This window comes from Microbulbifer sp. Q7, assembly GCF_001639145.1.
Taxonomy (GTDB): domain Bacteria; phylum Pseudomonadota; class Gammaproteobacteria; order Pseudomonadales; family Cellvibrionaceae; genus Microbulbifer.
Genome location: NZ_LROY01000002.1, coordinates 932,272 through 950,330 on the forward strand (window position 1 = coordinate 932,272; position 18,059 = coordinate 950,330).

General features: G+C 58.7%; 17 protein-coding genes. 10 read left to right on the plus strand and 7 right to left on the minus strand.

What is annotated here, in order from left to right; translation table 11 throughout:
* Positions 1-534: 534 nt before the first annotated feature.
* Positions 535-819 (minus strand): hypothetical protein, encoded by a 285-nt coding sequence (locus tag AU182_RS09535; protein WP_066964198.1) that lies wholly within the window; start codon positions 817-819, stop codon positions 535-537.
* Positions 820-1,349: 530 nt separating this feature from the next.
* On the opposite strand from AU182_RS09535, the gene AU182_RS09540 reads away from it, so the two are divergent.
* The 3 genes from AU182_RS09540 (at position 1,350) to AU182_RS09550 (ending at position 3,827) form a co-directional block, all read left to right on the plus strand.
* Positions 1,350-2,273, plus strand: coding sequence for a M14 family metallocarboxypeptidase (locus AU182_RS09540; protein ID WP_066964201.1), 924 nt, complete (start codon positions 1,350-1,352; stop codon positions 2,271-2,273).
* Between the two features lie 65 nt (positions 2,274-2,338).
* On the plus strand, positions 2,339-3,184 hold the full coding sequence (locus AU182_RS09545) for a PA4780 family RIO1-like protein kinase (protein WP_066964204.1): 846 nt from the start codon (positions 2,339-2,341) through the stop codon (positions 3,182-3,184).
* An 82-nt stretch (positions 3,185-3,266) separates the two neighbouring features.
* The gene (locus AU182_RS09550) at positions 3,267-3,827 is read left to right on the plus strand and encodes a cytochrome b (protein WP_066964208.1); all 561 of its coding nucleotides are present in this window, start codon (positions 3,267-3,269) and stop codon (positions 3,825-3,827) included.
* Positions 3,828-3,835: 8 nt separating this feature from the next.
* Here AU182_RS09550 and AU182_RS09555 read toward each other — a convergent pair whose 3' ends face one another.
* From AU182_RS09555 to AU182_RS09570, 4 genes are all read right to left on the minus strand, one after another.
* The gene (locus tag AU182_RS09555) at positions 3,836-4,474 is read right to left on the minus strand and encodes an ABC-type transport auxiliary lipoprotein family protein (RefSeq protein WP_066964211.1); all 639 of its coding nucleotides are present in this window, start codon (positions 4,472-4,474) and stop codon (positions 3,836-3,838) included.
* On the minus strand, positions 4,471-5,424 hold the full coding sequence (locus tag AU182_RS09560; protein WP_066964213.1) for an MlaD family protein: 954 nt from the start codon (positions 5,422-5,424) through the stop codon (positions 4,471-4,473). Before AU182_RS09560 ends, AU182_RS09555 begins: the two co-directional genes overlap by 4 nt.
* 139 nt (positions 5,425-5,563) lie before the next feature.
* On the minus strand, positions 5,564-5,998 hold the full coding sequence (locus AU182_RS09565) for an OsmC family protein (RefSeq protein WP_066964216.1): 435 nt from the start codon (positions 5,996-5,998) through the stop codon (positions 5,564-5,566).
* A gap of 152 nt (positions 5,999-6,150) precedes the next feature.
* Positions 6,151-6,600 (minus strand): GNAT family N-acetyltransferase, encoded by a 450-nt coding sequence (locus AU182_RS09570; RefSeq protein ID WP_066964219.1) that lies wholly within the window; start codon positions 6,598-6,600, stop codon positions 6,151-6,153.
* 8 nt (positions 6,601-6,608) lie between these two features.
* On the opposite strand from AU182_RS09570, the gene AU182_RS09575 reads away from it, so the two are divergent.
* The 7 genes from AU182_RS09575 (at position 6,609) to AU182_RS09605 (ending at position 15,080) form a co-directional block, all read left to right on the plus strand.
* Positions 6,609-7,181, plus strand: coding sequence for a tRNA-uridine aminocarboxypropyltransferase (locus tag AU182_RS09575; RefSeq protein WP_066964222.1), 573 nt, complete (start codon positions 6,609-6,611; stop codon positions 7,179-7,181).
* A 66-nt stretch (positions 7,182-7,247) separates the two neighbouring features.
* Positions 7,248-7,697, plus strand: a complete 450-nt coding sequence (locus AU182_RS09580) for a GNAT family N-acetyltransferase (protein ID WP_193754321.1) — start codon at positions 7,248-7,250, stop codon at positions 7,695-7,697.
* A gap of 128 nt (positions 7,698-7,825) precedes the next feature.
* Entirely contained in the window at positions 7,826-9,229 is a 1,404-nt protein-coding gene (dbpA, locus tag AU182_RS09585; protein ID WP_066964224.1) for an ATP-dependent RNA helicase DbpA, read from the plus strand.
* Between the two features lie 56 nt (positions 9,230-9,285).
* The gene (locus tag AU182_RS09590; RefSeq protein WP_227718203.1) at positions 9,286-10,797 is read left to right on the plus strand and encodes a dipeptidase; all 1,512 of its coding nucleotides are present in this window, start codon (positions 9,286-9,288) and stop codon (positions 10,795-10,797) included.
* Positions 10,798-10,904: 107 nt separating this feature from the next.
* Positions 10,905-11,630 carry an ABC transporter ATP-binding protein gene (locus tag AU182_RS09595; RefSeq protein ID WP_227718204.1) on the plus strand — a complete coding sequence of 242 codons (726 nt, stop codon included), beginning with the start codon at positions 10,905-10,907 and terminating at the stop codon, positions 11,628-11,630.
* Entirely contained in the window at positions 11,606-13,999 is a 2,394-nt protein-coding gene (locus tag AU182_RS09600; RefSeq protein ID WP_066964230.1) for an ABC transporter permease, read from the plus strand. Before AU182_RS09595 ends, AU182_RS09600 begins: the two co-directional genes overlap by 25 nt.
* Positions 13,992-15,080, plus strand: a complete 1,089-nt coding sequence (locus AU182_RS09605; protein ID WP_066964233.1) for a lipocalin-like domain-containing protein — start codon at positions 13,992-13,994, stop codon at positions 15,078-15,080. Before AU182_RS09600 ends, AU182_RS09605 begins: the two co-directional genes overlap by 8 nt.
* A gap of 99 nt (positions 15,081-15,179) precedes the next feature.
* On the opposite strand, the gene AU182_RS09610 is transcribed toward AU182_RS09605, so the two are convergent.
* Together AU182_RS09610 and AU182_RS09615 are read right to left on the minus strand one after the other, a co-directional pair.
* Complete coding sequence (locus AU182_RS09610; protein ID WP_066964236.1) at positions 15,180-15,620, minus strand: hypothetical protein; 441 nt, start codon at positions 15,618-15,620, stop codon at positions 15,180-15,182.
* Positions 15,621-15,830: 210 nt separating this feature from the next.
* Positions 15,831-18,014: a S9 family peptidase gene (locus AU182_RS09615; RefSeq protein ID WP_082859339.1), complete on the minus strand. Its 2,184-nt coding sequence runs from the start codon at positions 18,012-18,014 to the stop codon at positions 15,831-15,833.
* Positions 18,015-18,059: the final 45 nt, after the last annotated feature.

The window sequence follows — 18,059 nt, forward strand, 5'->3', positions numbered from 1 at the left end:
GTACTGTGTCACCGCATTTCAGCTCTGCGGTGTTTCCCGCTCTTATTTCCCATGAGCAACTTTTATTTCCTACGCTGGCTGTTCCAAATGAATAGCAGGGCAGGTAGTGGTGCTCATCGTGTAATTACTTAAGTGAAATTGGTCCTGACTTCCTGAAGAAATCCTCTGCCGCACCCTGCGAAATGCTGAAATCTGAGCATAACGCTTTTTTGTTTTTGTCTGTTTTTGAACCGGTGACCTCGGTTATTACGATCTCGCTCGATTCATCACTCTGTGTGCATCCAATAGATAGATTTATCCACGTGATGATCAATAGACGATAGATAAAGTTTCTTACCATACGGCACTACTCGTTTCAGAGAGCATTTTGTACGAAACGTCTGTGTGATTTTATACGTAGGCACTCGTTATGTTGAAGTGCGTATGGAGTTCATTAGTTAGCCATTTCAGAGATGAATTCTGGAGTGAAGAAATTGTTTCATCCAGCATTTTCTCAAGAAATGTGCAGAGATGTATAGAAAGGACCCCGGACGCTCATTTATCGAGAATTTTGTAAACCGCCCAGGCTGAAATAACTCCAAGTACGGGCCATAGTACGAGAAGATCGGCTCGAATATTGGCTTCCGGGGTTATGGCCAGCACAAGTAATTCCCAGATGGCGTAAAGACCCCAGGCGAAGGAGGCAATCAGGAGCGAGCGGTGCCCCCCACCTGCGCCCGGCCAGCTCACCCGCAACGTCACATAGATGAGGAAAAATACCGCGGCTACCGCCAGGATATTTTGAGGTTTACCAACAAATAATGAGGCCAGGAATTCCATATCGTTTACCGGGCGCCGCTAAAAATCAGCCACTCAGAATAGCGGCATCCGGGATCTCGTAACGCGCGTTGCCTATGCGAATGTTGCCTATGCGAATAAAGTTGATGTCGCCTTCCTTGTGGCGTCGCCGTCGCGATACAGCGCAAGGGGGTATTTCGACGTGTCATCAGGGCGCTATGAGCCGCGCTCCACACTCATCGACTGGATCTCGATAAGCCGCCAGCGGGTATCTGCCAGCGGGCTTTGCCCTAAACCTCCTGCAGGGAGGGCCGTCAGAGCGACAACTGTCGTAACCAATAGTGTGCTCATTGCCCATGCCTGGTACGTTTTGCCAATTCGCCGGTGTTCATGCCATTGTGGCGCTCTGTCTGATCCAGGCTGACTGTAACCTTGGCGTTCAGTCTAAGGTCAAGATCAACTATAGCCTTCTGACTTCCTAGTCTATGCGCTGGCGACCCGTCCTATCCACTATGTTTCGGTCCGGGTGCTAGAATGCGCGCCAGCATCCTCATCACTGGAGAACACGCGCTATGACCACGTCCCTCGACTTCTATCCGATCGGCACCCCCGGTACACCCTGGGGCGATGCGGAGCGGGCCGAATGGCTGTCGCGACAGACCCGTCACCGCAGTTACGAGTCTGAGGTGGTCAGCAAGATCGAGCGCTTGCGTGATCGCTTCGACGTGGAGGAGTACGGCCGCCTGGAATACGGCGACGAACGCTTTCCACTGCTGGCGATCCGCAGCCGCAACTGGAATGACGACCTGCCGGTGATGCTGGTGACGGGTGGGGTACACGGCTACGAAACCAGTGGTGTACACGGTGCGCTGGAGTTCGTGGATCAGCATGCGGCGGGCTACGCCGGCCGCGCTAACCTGCTGGTGGCCCCCTGTATTAGCCCCTGGGGCTATGAGCGCATCCACCGCTGGAATGCGAATGCGATCGACCCCAATCGTTCGTTCTACGATAACAGTCCCGCGCAAGAGTCGGCGGCGTTGATGCGACTGGTGGCGCCGTTGGTTGATCGCGTAGTGATGCATATCGACCTGCACGAGACCACTGATACCGACGAAACCGAATTTCGTCCCGCACTGGCCGCCCGCGATGGCAAGCCGTTCACGCCGGGTGGCATTCCCGACGGCTTCTATCTGGTGGATGACAGTGAGCAGCCGCAGCCGGAGTTCCAGCAGGCCGTCATCGCGGCAGTAGAGCAGGTCACCCATATCGCCCCGGCCGACGACAACAACGAAATCATCGGTTCGCCGGTGGTTGCGCGCGGTGTTATCGAGTATCCGCTCAAGAAGCTGGGCCTCTGCGCCAGCGTCACGAATGCCACCTACAAGACCACTACCGAAGTCTATCCCGATAGCCCCCGCGCCACGCCCGAGCAGTGCAATACCGCGCAGGCGGTTGCCGTGTGTGCGGCCGTCGACTACGCGCTGGCGCATGGCTAGCAGGCACAACAAATCGGCGGTTGTGCAGTAGCAAGTCGCCTCCGCCGATAATCAAAAGAAGGCCTATGAAAGTACCCAAGAGATTACAACCGCTGGTCGATGACGGCATGATCGACGAGGTCATGGCCCAGTTGATGAGCGGTAAGGAAGCACAAGTGTATGTGGTGCGCTGCGGCGACAGCTTGCGTTGTGCCAAGGTCTTCAAAGAAGCCAGCAAGCGCAGCTTCAAGCAGGCGGTGCAGTACCAGGAAGGTCGCAAGATGCGCAACAGCCGCCGCGCGCGGGCGATGTCGAAGAAGACCCGCTACGGCCAGAAGGAGCAGGAGCAGGCGTGGCTAAGTGCCGAGGTCGATGCGCTGTATCGGCTGGCGGCAGCCGGCGTGCGCGTCCCCGAGCCCTTCGGTTTCGTCGACGGTGTACTGCTGATGGAATTGGTGGCGGATGAGGATGGCTACGCGGCCCCGCGGCTGGATGACGTCACACTGACCGCGGAGCAGGCCAGCGAGTATCACGACCAGGTAATGGGCGATGTGGTGCGGATGTTGTGTGCAGGCCTGGTTCACGGCGACCTGTCCGAGTTCAACGTACTACTGGACCCTGACGGCCCGGTGATCATCGATTTGCCTCAGGCGGTGGATGCGGCCGGCAACAACAACGCCGCGATGATGCTGCAGCGCGATGTCGACAACATGCGCGCCTATTTCGGCCGCTTCGCCCCGGAATTATTAACGACCGATTACGGCCGGGAAATCTGGGCGCTGTATGAAGCGGGTGAACTGCACCCGGAAATTACCCTGACCGGGTTGTTCGAACAGGACGCGAGCAGCGTCGACGTCGCGGACCTGATGGCCGTGATCGAGGATGTTCGCGAAGAAGAGGCCGAGCGCATGGCGCCGGCCTGGGAAGAGTAGGGCTACCTGCTGGCTGCCGCGCATGTGAGCTTGCCGGGGAGCCTATTATGATTGAATAGTGTCTGACTGGCTGTCGCGACGAATGACTAGGCTCACGAACACGGAGCGGGACTATGGCGCCGTCGCCATTTTGCTCCACTGGCTAATGGCGGTATTGCTTATCGGGCTCACCGTGCTTGGTGTGTACATGAGCGGTCTGCCGGATGTCGGGTTCGACAAGATAAAGCTGACGCTGATCGTGTATCACAAGGAATACGGCATACTGGCGTTGGGACTGGCGCTGTTGCGGCTGGCGTGGCGTGTAGGTAACGCGTTACCGGCACTGGTAAAAGAACTCCCCGATTGGCAGAAGGTTGCCGCGCGCTTTGTGCACCTGTGCTTTTACGCCTTGATGTTTGCCTTACCGATCAGCGGCTGGTTGATGTCTTCCGCCGCGAGTATTCCGGTGTATTTCTTTGGCTTGAGGCTACCGGATCTGATCCCGCATAACGAGTATCGCTTCCCATTACTGGTCGAGGTGCACAAATGGCTGGGATATGCCCTGATCGGTTTTATTCTGCTACATGCCGGTGCCGCACTGCGGCACCACTTCATTTCCCGAGATAACACCCTGAAGAAAATCCTCCCGGGCTCCCGTCTTTGATATCCGGCCTACGGCATTCTTTCCAGTACAAACTGCGTTGCCTGTTGTAAAGCGCTTGCGGCGGCTTGATTGGCTGCTACTACGCCTGCAGCAGGTGACTCCTGCAGTATGGGTTCGCGTAGTGAAATGGTTCTGCTTGCAACAATCCGGTTTGAAGTGCCCTCGATAAGCTGCACCCGCAGGGAAAGCTGGAAGGTCGCTGGTGTGGAAGTGTAGTCCTGTACGAAGTCTAAGATCGTTGTTTGCAGCGCGTAGCTGTGCGGACCGAAGTAGGGTGGGGTTGCTACTGCATCAAAGTAGTGTGTGTTTTCAAGTGTCCGCGCCAGTAACGGGAGGAGCATCTGTGCCGGCGTTGCCCCCCATTGGTGATGGCGGTAAAAACCGACCTGATGTGGCTCTGTGCGATAGGCCATGCGGATGGTGTCGTAAATGGGGTTGATGCTGGGAGGCAGTAGCAGCAGCGTTGCCGGATGCCGTTGTCTCTGGGGCACTTCACGGGGAACTTTGTCGACGACAGATACCCGTATGTCACTTTGCACCGGGGAGAACAGTGAGCAGCCGGAAAAAAATATTAAGGCAGTCGCCACCACAAGGCGTATGGTTTTTCCGGGATGAGATAGCGCACGCCCATAGCCCCGTTCACTCATTCGGTTTCGCCCGGGCCAAGGGGCGGGGGCGTGCTGCCGCGCAGAAGGACGGATGGGTTGTGATTGATCTTGTCTGTCAATCGCGTCATGGAATTGGTCAGCTGATTCAGGGTGGCCATGGTGCGGTAGGCCTCGGGCAGCACCTGCAGCTGGAGTGCATTGACGGACTGGCTGCTCGCGTCCAGTAACGGGCCGAGCTGGCCGCTCGCCTGTTCGGTATTGGTGATGATTGTATCGAGCCGCTGCTGATTCCCCGCGAGCATCTGGCTGACCTGCCTTAACGCGTTAACGGTATCGCTGCTCGAATCCAGCAGCGGCCCGAGTCGGCCACTGGCATGCTCGGTATTGGCGATGATTGTGCTGAGCTGCTGCTGGTTCTCTGCCAGCATCTGGGTGACTTGCTGCAGATTGGCGACCGCCTGCTGGAAGGCAGCGATGGTGTCTTTATCCAGCATGGTACGCAGCAGTTCGGTCAGCGATTGCACGTTCTCGTTGACCTGGCTGATGGCCGTATCCAGGTTGACCGAGCGGGAAGGGGCGTTGGGTATGCGCGGATAGGGCGCGCCTGGGGCGGCGGAGAGTGGGCCTTGTTCGGTACCCGAGTTCTCCAGCAGTACGTACACATAGCCGGTGAATCCGCGGGTCGCGAGTCCGCGGGCGGTGATGGTGGCGACGGTTGCCTTCGACACGGGTGCGTCGTTTTCGACATCCAGCAGAATACGCACGGAGCTGGGCCCGATGAGTTCCACCTCGGTGACCCTGCCCACGTCCACCCCATGGAACTCCACCGGCGCACCGGCAATCAGGCCGGATACGGAATCTTCGGTGAGGATCTGATAGGTCGTGAAGCGGCCGGCGGTCTGGTAGTACCAGATCGCACCCGCGATGACGGCTGCAAGCACCATGGCCATAAAGGCCCATCGTGCCCGGCTCGCTGTGCTGGTCGTCATAAGGGGCCCCTCCGACGGTGAGATCGGCCCGAACTGCGGCCAGTCCAAGTCTAGATCAAATTATTGGTGGCTAAGGGGCTGGCGCCTCAAGCGGGGCAGAGGGAGAGGCATAACCCGGTGTCTAAAGCTGCCATTGGCTTCAGCTGGTTGTGACTTCCGCGCTCAAGGAAACCTCCGCTTTCAGTGAATTGGTCACCAGGCAACCCTGTTCCGACTTTTCGAGCAGGCGCTGTGCCTTGTCGGTGTCGGTGCCCTCGGGCACCACAAGGGTGGCCTCAATGGTAAACGCAGTGAAACAGGTGGTGCGGCCGTCTTTGTCCAGGGTGCCGGTGGTTGTGCACTCCAGTGACGTCCAGTCGAGCTTCGAGTGCTTGGCGATGGCGCGGAAGGTGAGGATGAAGCAGTCCGACACTGCCGCGACCAGCAAATCCTCCGGTGACCACTGGTCGCCGGGCCCATCAAATTGCGCCGGTGGGGCCGATGGCAGATCGGGCACGCCCTCGGCGCTGAGCGTCACATTGCCTTCACTGGCCGCACTTGCGGTGACTTTATAGTGGTGGGGAAAAGCGTCCATGGAGCCTCCGTCGAGTCTAAGTCGAGTCTGAAAAGTAGGCTGGAAAGGTTATAGAAATTACATCAGGGTAGTGTGGCCACTGCTCTACGGCCAATCACCGGTTACCGGTGAATAATGGCGCCGCCGACCAGATTTTCAGGACGCAAAACTCGCTATTGTTTCGACTGATAGTGCATCAGCACAATATCGCGTCCCTGTTTCTGGTAGGTGTGAAACCGGTCGATAATGGCGGACGGTAGCCCCGCTTCCGTGACCTCTGCATATCCAAGGGACTGGTAAAACGGCACCAGGTGGCGGTAGGGAAAAGTGAAGGTGTGGTCGTCGTAGGCTTCTGCCATACGGCCCAGTAACAGCCGCGCCACACCCCGGCCCTGGAATTCCTCTGCCACCGCAACGCCGGCCAGCAGCTGACTGTCGGTGAGTTTGCGCAGGGAGCCACAGGCGATTATCTGGTTCTTGCTATCGCGGATCACCATACACGGGTCGTGTCGCCGTGCTTTGCCGCGGAATTTGTGGGTGCGGTAGAATTTGTTGGCTAACGGCATCTCCGCATCGGAGAGCCACTGGGCAGTCAATGAATCAGTCGAAAAATCCGGGTCCATAACTCTCTATGCCACGCGAAATCTGCCCAACGTGCCAGCGCCCCCTCAAGGTCTGCTATTGCAGCGCGCTGGTGCGTATTCCCAATCGAATTCAGGTGCTGATCATACAGCACCCGCAGGAACAGAAGCACCCGTTCAATACCGGCCGTATGGCGCACCTGTGCCTGGATCACAGTAACTTGGTCGTGGCGGAGAGCCTGTCGGACGCTGCATTGGCGGAACTGCTGAAGCCTCACTCGGCGCTGCTATATCCGTCCCTGAGCTGGTTGCCGGAAGTGTCTCAGGTGGAACCGGGTACGCCGCAGGCACAGGCGTTGGAACAGCTGGTGGTGATCGACGCGACCTGGCGGAAGTCCAAAAAAATGCTCCATCTGCACCCGGTGTTGCAGCAATTGCCCCGGGTCAGTTTTGAGGGTGCGCTGCACTCCAACTACCAGGTGCGGCATTCCTCGCTGGAGAATAGCCTGTCGACGATTGAGAGTATCGCGAAGGCGATGCAGGTGCTGGAGCCTGATACCGATTTTCAGACGATTCTGCAGCCCTTTGAAAAAATGATTGCACTGCAAGCGCAGCAGGGTTAACGAACAATCGTAGAGTGCATGAGCGAAGTATTACCCGTGGTTGAACCATTGAAAGCGATAGAAGTCGTGAATTTGTCCGAAAGGCCCGATGCGGTTGCCGTGCTCGCGGCCTGGCATTTTGCCGAGTGGAGTCATTTGTATCCGGAGCAGTTGCTGCAGGATTTTGCCGCTGAACTCGAAAGCTGCGTCGGCGCGCAGCCGGTGCCGACGACGCTCATTGCGCTGGTCGGTGAAATACCGGTGGGTTCGATCAGCGTGCTGCCCAGGGATATGGAGATCGAAGAGCCCTGGGGGCCGTGGCTGGCCAACTTTTATGTGTTGCCGGAATACCGCAGCATTGGCGTGGGCAGGCAACTGATTGAGGCGCTGCTGGAGCACTGTGCAGCGCACGCCATTCCCAATCTGTATCTGTTTACCCCAGAGACGCGGGCGTATTACGAGCGCCTGGGATGGCAGACCATCCGGTCTTGCGAATACTACGGTGACACCGTCGATATTATGTGTCGCCCGCTGTAGCGGGTTGCCTGCAGCACAGCCGGCCAAACCAGCTTTTGACACTTAATGTGGGGTTATGCCGTTTCCGATAGGAAACGGCTCCCGGCTTCCCTACAATACGCGGCTATTTCTCTAACCGAGCCTCCGTTGTGACCACCGCTGATACCAATCATCCCCGCGAATTCCAGTCCCTGCCGCTGCAGCCCTCTCTCCTCAAGAACCTCGAAGACCTGGGTTACGAGCGCCTGACGGAAATCCAGGCCGCCGCACTGCCGGCGATCGTGGATGGCAAAGACGTGATCGGCCAGGCCAAGACCGGCTCGGGCAAGACCGTGGCCTTCGGTCTGGGGCTGCTGCATAAACTGCGGGTAGAGCAGTTTCGGGTGCAGTCGCTGGTGCTATGTCCCACCCGCGAGCTGGCGGACCAGGTGGCGCGGGAACTGCGCAAGCTGGCGCGGGCGATTCACAACATCAAGATACTGACCCTGTGCGGTGGCATGCCGTTCGGCCCACAAATTGGCTCGCTCAAGCACGGGGCCCATATTGTGGTGGGTACCCCGGGGCGCATCGAAGACCATTTGCGCAAGGGCAATCTCGACCTCAGCAATGTGGATACCCTGGTGCTGGACGAGGCCGACCGTATGCTGGATATGGGCTTCCAGGCGGTGCTCGACCAGATCCTGGCAGAGTTGCCACAGCAACGGCAGACGCTGCTGTTCTCCGCCACTTACCCCAAAACCATCGATGCCCTGGCAACCCGTGTACTGCGCGATCCGGTCAAGGTGGAGGTGGCTGCAGGGCACACCCAGAGTTCCATCCAGCAGCATTACTACCGGGTAGAAAACAATGAGGCGCGGCCCGCGGCCCTGTATCAGCTGCTCGCCAATTACGATGCGTCTTCAGCACTGGTGTTCTGCAATACCAAAAAAGAAACCGACGAAGCGGCGGAGGCACTAAAACGTGCTGGTTTTGCGGCGCTGGCACTGCACGGTGATATGGAGCAGAAGGATCGTGACCGCACCCTGACGCTCTTCGCCAACGGCAGTGCGTCGATTCTGGTCGCAACCGACGTTGCCGCCCGTGGCCTCGATATCGAAGAGCTGCCGGTGGTGGTGAACTATCACCTGTCCCGCGACCCGGAAGTGCATGTGCACCGGGTCGGTCGCACCGGGCGGGCAGGGCAGAAGGGTGTAGCCCTCTCGCTGGTGAGCAAGAAGGAAATTTACAAACTGGAGCGTCTGGAAGAGCAGATGCAACAGAAAATTACCCTGCAGGAAGTGCCGGAACTGCCCCGCGGTTTCGCCCCGACGCGCCCGGTTATGGCGACCCTGCAGATCGACGGTGGCAAAAAGCAGAAGGTTCGCGCCGGCGATGTAGTTGGCGCGCTGACCGGCGAGGGTGGTATCGACGGCAAGCAGATCGGCAAAATCCAGCTGTTCGATTTCTCCACGTTTGTTGCCGTAGAGCGCCCGGTGGCCCAAAAAGCCTTGAACAAGCTCGCCAGTGGCAAGCTTAAGGGACGCAAGTTCCGCGCTCGCATCGTGGGCGTTTGAATTTGTCTACCGCGTGAACGGTATACTGCGCCTTTCCCTCACCAACGGAGTGACTTGTGAATTTCCGATCTCAAATTGCACGAATGGCGGCGCCGCTGCTGTTGTTGCCGCTGGCTGCAGCCGCGGATGTGTCGCCGGTAGCCCAAAAGACCGCAGACTACGCGGTGGAAAAATACGAAGCGGCGATGACCGACACTCTCGCCGAGCTGGTGCAGTTCCAAACTGTGGCGCGGGAAGACCTGCCGCTGGAAAAGAACCCGGAATTTTCCGGCTTCAAACGCACCCTGTGTGGCAAGGCGGAGGCACTGGGTCTGGAATGCGAGGACCACGGCTATGTGGTCATTGTTGCCATGGGGCAGGGCGAGGAGAAGATCGGTATCGTCACCCATGGTGATGTGCAGCCCGCCAACCCGGCCAAATGGAAAAAGAGCCCGTTTGAGCTGGACCGCACCAGTGAACCAGGCAAGCTCATCGCCCGCGGCAGCGAGGACGACAAGGGGCCGATTGCCACGGCCCTCTATGCGATGAAAGCGATCAAGGACAAAGGCGTGCCGATGAAGCGGCGCGTGGAACTGATCGTTTATATGGCCGAGGAATCGGACTGGGAGCCGCTCAAGGTATTCCTGAAAGATTACGATATGCCCGCGTATAACATCACCATCGACGCTGATTATCCGGTGGTGACGGCAGAGAAGGGTTGGAGCGAAGTCCGCGCCACCTTTGGGGGCTCCGCCGTGGCGGAAAAGAACAAGCCCTACCTGCGTGATTTCCACGGCGGCTACTTCCGCAGTCAGGTGCCAGACGAAGCCCATGCCAGTATCGCCAACCCGACCCCCGAACTGGAGAAGGCGATCCGTGCCCGCGCCGCGACACATCCGAAGGTGAAGTTCGAGTTCTTGAAAAAAGACGGTGCACTGGAAATCACCGCGCGCGGTGTGGCCACCCATAGCTCCGAGCCGGATCACGGCATCAATGCCATTGCCTTCCTGGCGGATGTGCTGGACGATTACGACTGGCCTGCCAATGCCCCCGGTGCCACCGTGCGTTATATCAACGACCTGATCGGCACCGGCATCCTCGCTGAGCAGTTCGGCGATATTGCCTACCGCGATGACTTTATGGGGCCGATGACCGGCGCCCTGACCATGGTGAAGGCCGACGACAAGGGGCTGACCAGCTACTTGAACCTGCGCCGTCCTACCGGCAAAAGCGCTGAGCTTCTCGACAAGCAGATCCACACCGCCATCGACCGCTGGCAGAAAAAGACCGGTATCCAGATGGCCGATGTGGACGTGACCCTGGGTGAGCCGTACCGAGCAGATGATGCCCCTCATGTGGAGCCGTTGCTGGAGGTGTTTCGCCACTTCACCGGTATCGAGGGCGCGGGCCCGGTAGCTATTGGTGGTTCGACCAATGCCAAACTGTTGCCGAATGCCGTGAGCTTCGGCCCGTCGATGCCGGACAAGGCCTACACCGGTCATTCCGAACACGAGTTCATCACCGTGGATCAGCTGCGCCTGAACCTGAAAATGTACACGGCGATGATGATCGAGATCGCTAATCTCTAAGCGAGGGATTCGGGGCTAGGGGTTCGGGGCTAGAGATTAATGCCTGCGACGAAACAGGGACTGAAAATTCAGTCCCTTTTTTATGCGCGGCGCCCGGTGCGATAGACTTGCTGATACCCCTAGCCACCAGCCGTGTCCGCCACGCTATGAATGATGCCCTGATACAGGCACAGAACCTCCACCGCTGCTACCGAAACGGCCGCGAGCAGATCAGCGTGTTACACGGACTGTCGCTGGAACTGCGGCGGGGCGAAGCGGTGGCGGTCATCGGCCCGTCAGGCTCGGGCAAAAGCACGCTACTCAACCTGCTCAATGGTCTGTTACAGCCCGACAGTGGCGAATTGCGTGTATTTGGTCGGGCGCATTCCGAGCTAAGCGAACGCGACTGGGCCGAGCTGCGGCGCACCCGTATCGCCACGCTGTTTCAGGATGGCAACCTGATACCCACACTCACCGTTTCCCGCAATATTGCATTCCGCGCCGGGCTTGCGGGCCTGCAGGCGCATGATGGCGCCGCACTGCTCGAACAGCTCGGCATTGCCGACACGGCACACCGTTACCCCGATCAACTCTCGGGCGGCCAGCGACAACGGGCCGCGCTTGCCTGTGCCTTTGCCATGCAACCGGAACTGATGCTCGCGGACGAGCCCACCGGTAGCCTGGATTATGCGACCGCCGAACGTGTGGTGCCGCTGTTTTTCGATGCCATGCGTGAGCGTCAGCTCGGCGCACTCATCGTCACCCACAACCCGGAACTGGCCCAGCGCTGCGACCGAATTCTTGAACTGCGGGAAGGAGTCCTGAGCCCATGGGTCTCGCCGGCGTCTTCCTGAGCCACTATCGCCGCCACCCGGGGCAACTGGTGAGCCTGCTGCTGATTCTCGTCTGCGCGGCCATGCTGTGGAGCGGCGTGCGCGCGCTAACCGGGTCTGCGGCGGATGCCGTCAATGAATCCCGGGCGGCGCTGGAACCCTTGTTGAGTGTGGTGCGCGAGGACGGCGAGCCGCTGACGGTAGAGGACTTTGTGCGCCTGCGCAGGCTCGGCATCTGCGTCTCCCCAAGACTGGAAGTGCGTGTTGCGGCGGAGAATGCACCGGTGGTGGTGGGTATCGATCCATTCAGTGCTGGTTGCCTGCGCCAGTACCGAGAGCGCGACGGCAACGCGGCCGGGGCCTCGCAAGCGGTGGGGCGGCTGATCGAGGAATTTGACCGGCCCACCTTGCTCGGCAATGCCACAGATCTGGCGCGCTGGGAACAGCACACAGTGACAACCTCCGCCCCATATTTGTTGCGAGAAGCATCGGGGTTGCCGCGCGGGGAATTGCTTACGGACATTTCGGTTGCGGCCGAACTGGCGCCCGTGGGGCGCAAGTCTCTTGCGATTTTGACACCCGCGGCCGAGCTGCAGGATGTGGGTTTGCCACCGGAGTATCGCAGCGACGTTCAGGAATATGGGGTGGAGCCAGATCCCCTGGTGGATGCCTTTCTACTTAGCCTGAACGCGCTGGGCGTGCTCGCGCTATTAGTAGCGGGACTGCTGGTGCGTGCGGTGTATCGCTTCGCACTGGAACAGCGTCGGCGCAGCTTGCAAATACTGGCGCGACTTGGCGTGCCTAAGGGGCAGCTTAACCGGGCGCTGCTGGTTGAGGTGGTTGTGGTGGCGCTGGTGGGCGGCACACTGGGCCTGTGGCTGGGCGAGCTATTGGCCGGGGCGATGGCGTCGGGTTTCCAGGGCACGCTGCAGGGGCTGTTCAGCGTCGAATTCTATGCCCAGCGCTCTCCGGGCGCGGCAACCTGGCTCGGCATGGTCCTGATCCTGGCGTTGGTAGTTGCCTGGGCCGGCGCGGATCTGCTGATGACCGCGCGCACGGACGCGCAGTGGGAATGGCACGGCAACCCGACCTGGCGGTGGCCGCTGGCATTGGTGGTGTTGGCCGGCTCGGTGACCTGCTTGTTATTCACCGAAACCCTGTGGCTCATTTTTGCTGCCACCCTGGGTTGTCTGGTCGGGGCAGGGCTTTTGTTGCCGGATATGCTGGCGCGCATTCTTGGCTGGTTGGAACGTCGGTGCCGGCAGCCATGGATGGGGCGCCAGCGGCCACTGCTGGAGTGGTCTTGCGCGGAAATGCGCGCACTGTGCCATCTACTGCAATTACCCCTGATTGCGCTGGCGTTTGCGATTGCCACGGCGATCGCTGTGCAATCCATGGTGACGGGCTTTGAAACGACTTTTGACCGCTGGCTCGATCAGCGCCTGCAGGGCGACCTCTACCTTGACCCGGGCGAGTCGGTGGCGCCGGAAGGCTTCACGGGGCAATTATCTGCATTGCCCGGTGTCACCAGCGTATTACCGATGGTGCGCGGGCGCGGTGTGCTGGGCGCTTTACCGGTGGATGTGATGGCAGTTGATCCTGCCTCGCCACTGGTACAGGACTGGCCATTTTTACAGGCGGCACCCGCGCACTGGCGAGCAATGGAACAGAACGGCGTCATGGTGAATGAACAGCTGGCCCGACGCCGAGGGCTCACGCTCGGTGACACGGTGACTTTCCAGCTGGGCACCGTGCAGCAGACCCGCGAGATTGTGGGAATTTATGCAGACTATGGCCGGCCAGAGGGGGAAATCGTGTTAGCCCTGGCTGCCTTGCCCGCTTCCATACCGTCCCAATACACCACCTTTGTACTGGCCACCCGGACACCCACCGATACCGCCTGGCGCGACTGGCCAGAAAAATACATCTGGTTGGCCGGCAGCCGGGTGCGGGATCAGGCATGGCTCAAGCAGGCGGCCAACGACGCGTTTGATCGCACCTTCCGCATGACTCGGCTTCTGAATCTGCTCACCCTGACCCTTGCCGGGGTGGCACTGGCGTTGATGGGGCTGGTTATTTTCCGCCTGCGGCACGGAAGTTATACCCTGCTGCATGTCTACGGTGTCAGCCGCCCAAGCCTGCGCCGGCGGTTGATTGCGCACAGCATGCTGGTCACGGGGCTGCTGGCGGTACTGGCGATCCCGCTGGGCGTATTTCTCGGCTGGGTGCTGGTGGCAAAAGTGAACCCGGCGGCATTTGGCTGGGCTTTGTCCCTGCATCTTTACCCCGCTTATTGGCTGCAGGTGTGGGCCGCGTGTCTCGGCATCGGGGCGCTGGTGGGCGTGTTGGCGGGTAATCCGGTGCGGCTGGAGGGGTTGAAAAATGAGTAACCGCCTCACCGTGAGATTGGCGTTGTGTTTTGTCGCTCTAACGATCCTGTGTGCTTGTCAGGGGGAGAGAGAAGCCGACGTAGTTGCGGGCTTCTCGGCACTCAACCAGCCTCCGGCCGGGTTTGCACAGGCGGCCCGCGGGATGGCGGTGCAGCTGCCCGAAGATATGGGGCCGCACCCGCAGTACCGGCTGGAGTGGTGGTATCTCACCGCCAACCTGAAAACCGCCGATGGCCAGCGGTTTGGTGTGCAGTGGACCCTGTTTCGCAATGGGGTACGCCCGGGGCCGTTTCCCTCTGCAGGGCCCGGCTGGCATCGCGACGAGCTGTGGCTGGCTCACGCGGCGTTAAGTGGCCCCGGCACCCACCATTTTGAAGACCGCGCCGGACGTGGCGGCACCGGCCAGGCGGGGGTCACTCCTGTGCCGTTCAACGCGTGGATTGATCACTGGCAGCTCTCCGCCACCGGAGAAAATGCCTGGGAGCTGGATGTGAAAGGAGAAGACTTTCGCTATCGGCTGCAGCTTCGGCCACAGCAACCGCCGGTGCTCAATGGCGAGCAGGGCTTTAGTGCCAAATCGGCGGGGGGTGGTGGCTCCATGTACTTCAGTTACCCGCTGGCAATTACCGGTGGTGAAGTCGAATTTAACGGGGAAACGTTTGCCGTAACCGGGCAGGGCTGGTTCGACCGCGAGTGGAGTAGCCAGTATCTGAAAGCGGATCAGCAGGGATGGGACTGGATGGCCCTGCACCTCGACGATGGTCGCCACCTGATGCTGTTCCGCGTGCGCGGTGAAGAAGATTTCTATTCCGCCACGCTCGTGTCTGCACAAGGCAGTGCTCGCACCCTTACCGCGGACGAGTTCCAGCTGGTGCCCACCGGGTTTCGAAAAAGCCGGTTTGGCCGGGTCCCGGTTGTGTGGGACATTGAGGTTCCCTCGGCGGCGCTCAAATTGCAGGTGCAGTCGTGGCCCGGCGATTATTGGAATCCCGGCAGCTTGCGCTACTGGGAGGGGCCAGTGGAGGTGTCGGGCAGCCACGGGGGTGAGGGATACCTGGAAATGACCGGCTACGGGGGTTGAGCGGGCAGGGGCGGCAGCAGTGTTCGTATTCAGGGGCGGCAGCAGTGTTCGTATTACTGCCGCCGGGGTCTTATGTATCAGAAGCGTATCAAGATCGCATCAGAAGCGCAGGCGAACGCCGAGCGCACCGTCGATGCCGAAGCCTTCATTGCTCTCGTTGTCACTGAACGCGAAATGGGGCACGGCCTGGATATAGGCCTGCAGGCTGGGGGCGATGCCGAAGCTCAGTCCCAAAGGCAGGCGAACGCCAGCCCGGTCGTTGTCGGCATTATTGCCACCGTCTTCATAAAAACCGCCGGCGTCGATATAGGCGTGTACGGTGCGGAGGTCATTACTGAAGTTCTCGATGCGCATATCGACGGCCAGCGAATCGCTGTTGACGAATACGGATGTACCGCGGAATTGCGCGGTCACACCCAGGCCCAGATCGTAGGCCACGCCCAGCCCCACACCGTTGTTGGTTTTAGCGAGGGCCGGCATGCTGCATGCGGCGACCAGCAGGGCCAGGGCATACTTGTTCAGTTTTGTAGACAGTTTCATGGGTACATCTCAGTAAATCAGGACGGGGCGCGAGTATAGATAGGCTTGTCTGCGGTGCTTTGCGGTAGGTCACATTTGGGGAAAGTGTCAAAGGACGCGGGTTGCGCGCCCTTGTTGTCGGAGTATGTCTGTCAACCGTTGCTATCTGGTGGTCGCCAGATAACAACGTTTCTCAGCAAACTTAGAAGATTGCCAGTTCAATCAGTGCGCTCACTGATTGGTATTTTCCAGGTGCCCCTTGCCGAGGAGGTCCAGGTAGAAGGCGTATTCCAGCGCGCGCTCCTTATTCCGACGGAAGCGGCCTGAGGCCCCCCCATGACCCGCTTCCATATTGGTGTAGAACAGCAGCTGGTTCTGATCGGTTTTTAGTTCGCGCAGTTTTGCCACCCACTTCATCGGTTCGAAGTACTGTACCTGCGAGTCGTGAAGCCCGGTCGTCACCAGAATGTTCGGGTAGTCCTGTGCTTTTACCTGGTCGTAGGGAGAGTAGGACAGCATATACTCATAGCTATCCTTGTTGTTGGGATTGCCCCATTCATCATACTCGTTCACGGTCAACGGAATAGATTCATCCAGCATGGTAGTCACCACATCCACGAAAGGTACTTTCGCAGTAATTCCGCGATACAGATCGGGTTCCATGTTTATCACCGCACCCATCAGCAGGCCACCCGCGCTGCCACCGGAAGCGAAGACCTTGTCAGGAGCGGCGTATTTCTGCTTAACCAACCCTTTGGTGACATCGATAAAGTCCGTAAAGGTGTTCTTTTTATTGAACATCTTCCCGTCTTCATACCAGCCCCGTCCCAGTTTCTGACTGCCACGAATATGCGCAATGGCGAACACGAAGCCCCTGTCCAAAAGTGAAAAGATACTGGGAATAAACACCGGGTCTATGGTGTTGCCATAAGACCCATAGCCGTATTGCAATAGTGGATGGGAGCCGTCCTTCTTGAACAGATCTTGACGGTAAACCAGCGACACGGGGATTTGCTTACCGTCCCGAGCCGTTACACGAATACCCTCGGCCTTGTAGCGGGTGCGGTCGAAATCGCCCAGGACTTTGTCTTGCTTCATCAATTTAAGATCGCCAGAACGCAGGTCGGCATCATAAATGGTGTTAGGCGTGGTAAGGCTAGAGTAGGAAATCCGGACGGTACTCGACGAGACGCCTGGATTGTTGCTCAGAGAGAGCTGGTAGACCGGGTCGTTGAATCCAACCTCGAAATCATCTTCGTTTGTCAATCCGATAATCCGCAGCGCGGACTGGCCGTTGGCTCGCTCGACAACGGCCAGTCGACCATCAAATGTCACGAACTCCTCCAGCAATACGTCTTCGCGATGCGGGATGACTTCCTGCCACTGGGATTTATCGTTGACCGATTCAGCGGTGGCCTTCATCAGGCGGAAGTTCTCGGCCTGCCAGTTTGTCCGGATGAAATATTCTTCGTCGAGCTTTTGCGCAAAGTACTCATGCTTGGGTTCGAGTGCATGAAGTGGTAGAAATTCACCATTCGGCGTATCGGCGTCCAGTACGGAAACACCTTTTACCAACGTCGAGTAGTGGTGGATGTAGATCATTGAATCATCACGCGACTTGGAGATGAAGGTGAAAAAACTACTGTCTTTTTCTTCGTAGACAACCTGGTCTTCGCTTTGCGGCGTACCCAGTTTGTGTCGCATCACCTGATAGCCGAGCAGGGTCTGCGGGTCCTTGTTAATGTAGAATACGGTCTGGTTATCATTCGCCCAGACCACAGTGTCCTCAGCGTTTTCCAGCGTGTCCTGCAGTAGCTCCCCGGTACTCAGATCTTTAAAGCGGATACTGTAAATTCTTCGGCCCACTGTGTCCTCGGGATAAGCGAGGAGCGTGTTATCCGGAGAGACCGCAGTGCGCGCCACATTGTAAAAGGCGTGGTCTACTGCGAGCGTGTTGACGTCAAGCAAGATTTCTTCGGCTGCCTCCAGGTTACCTTTCTTGCGCGCATGTATTGGGTATTCACCGTCAGACTCATAGCGGGTGTAGTACCAATACCCGCGCACCTTAGCCGGGACGGAAGACTTGTCTTTCTCCAGCCGTCCAACCATTTCCTGGTACAGGCCATCTTGCAGCGTCTCTGTGTGGGCCATTATCTGGTCGACATAGTGGTTCTCTGCCTCCAGGTGCCCCAGTATTTCAGGGTCGCTACGAGAATCGTCACGCATCCAATAATAGGGGTCAATGCGCTCATGGCCATGTATTACCATCTTGTGAGGGACTTTTTTGGCAACTGGTGGGGCGACTTTAGGCGCCAGCGAGCTGCTATCTGGCGAGGTGGGTTTATCCTCGTCGGCAGGCTTACCACAGCCCGTGACGAAGATAGTAAACGCGAGGAAGGCAATATGAGGCTTCATAGCAGCTCCGGGTGATGTTTATCGTTATACCGCGACTGGCGATAT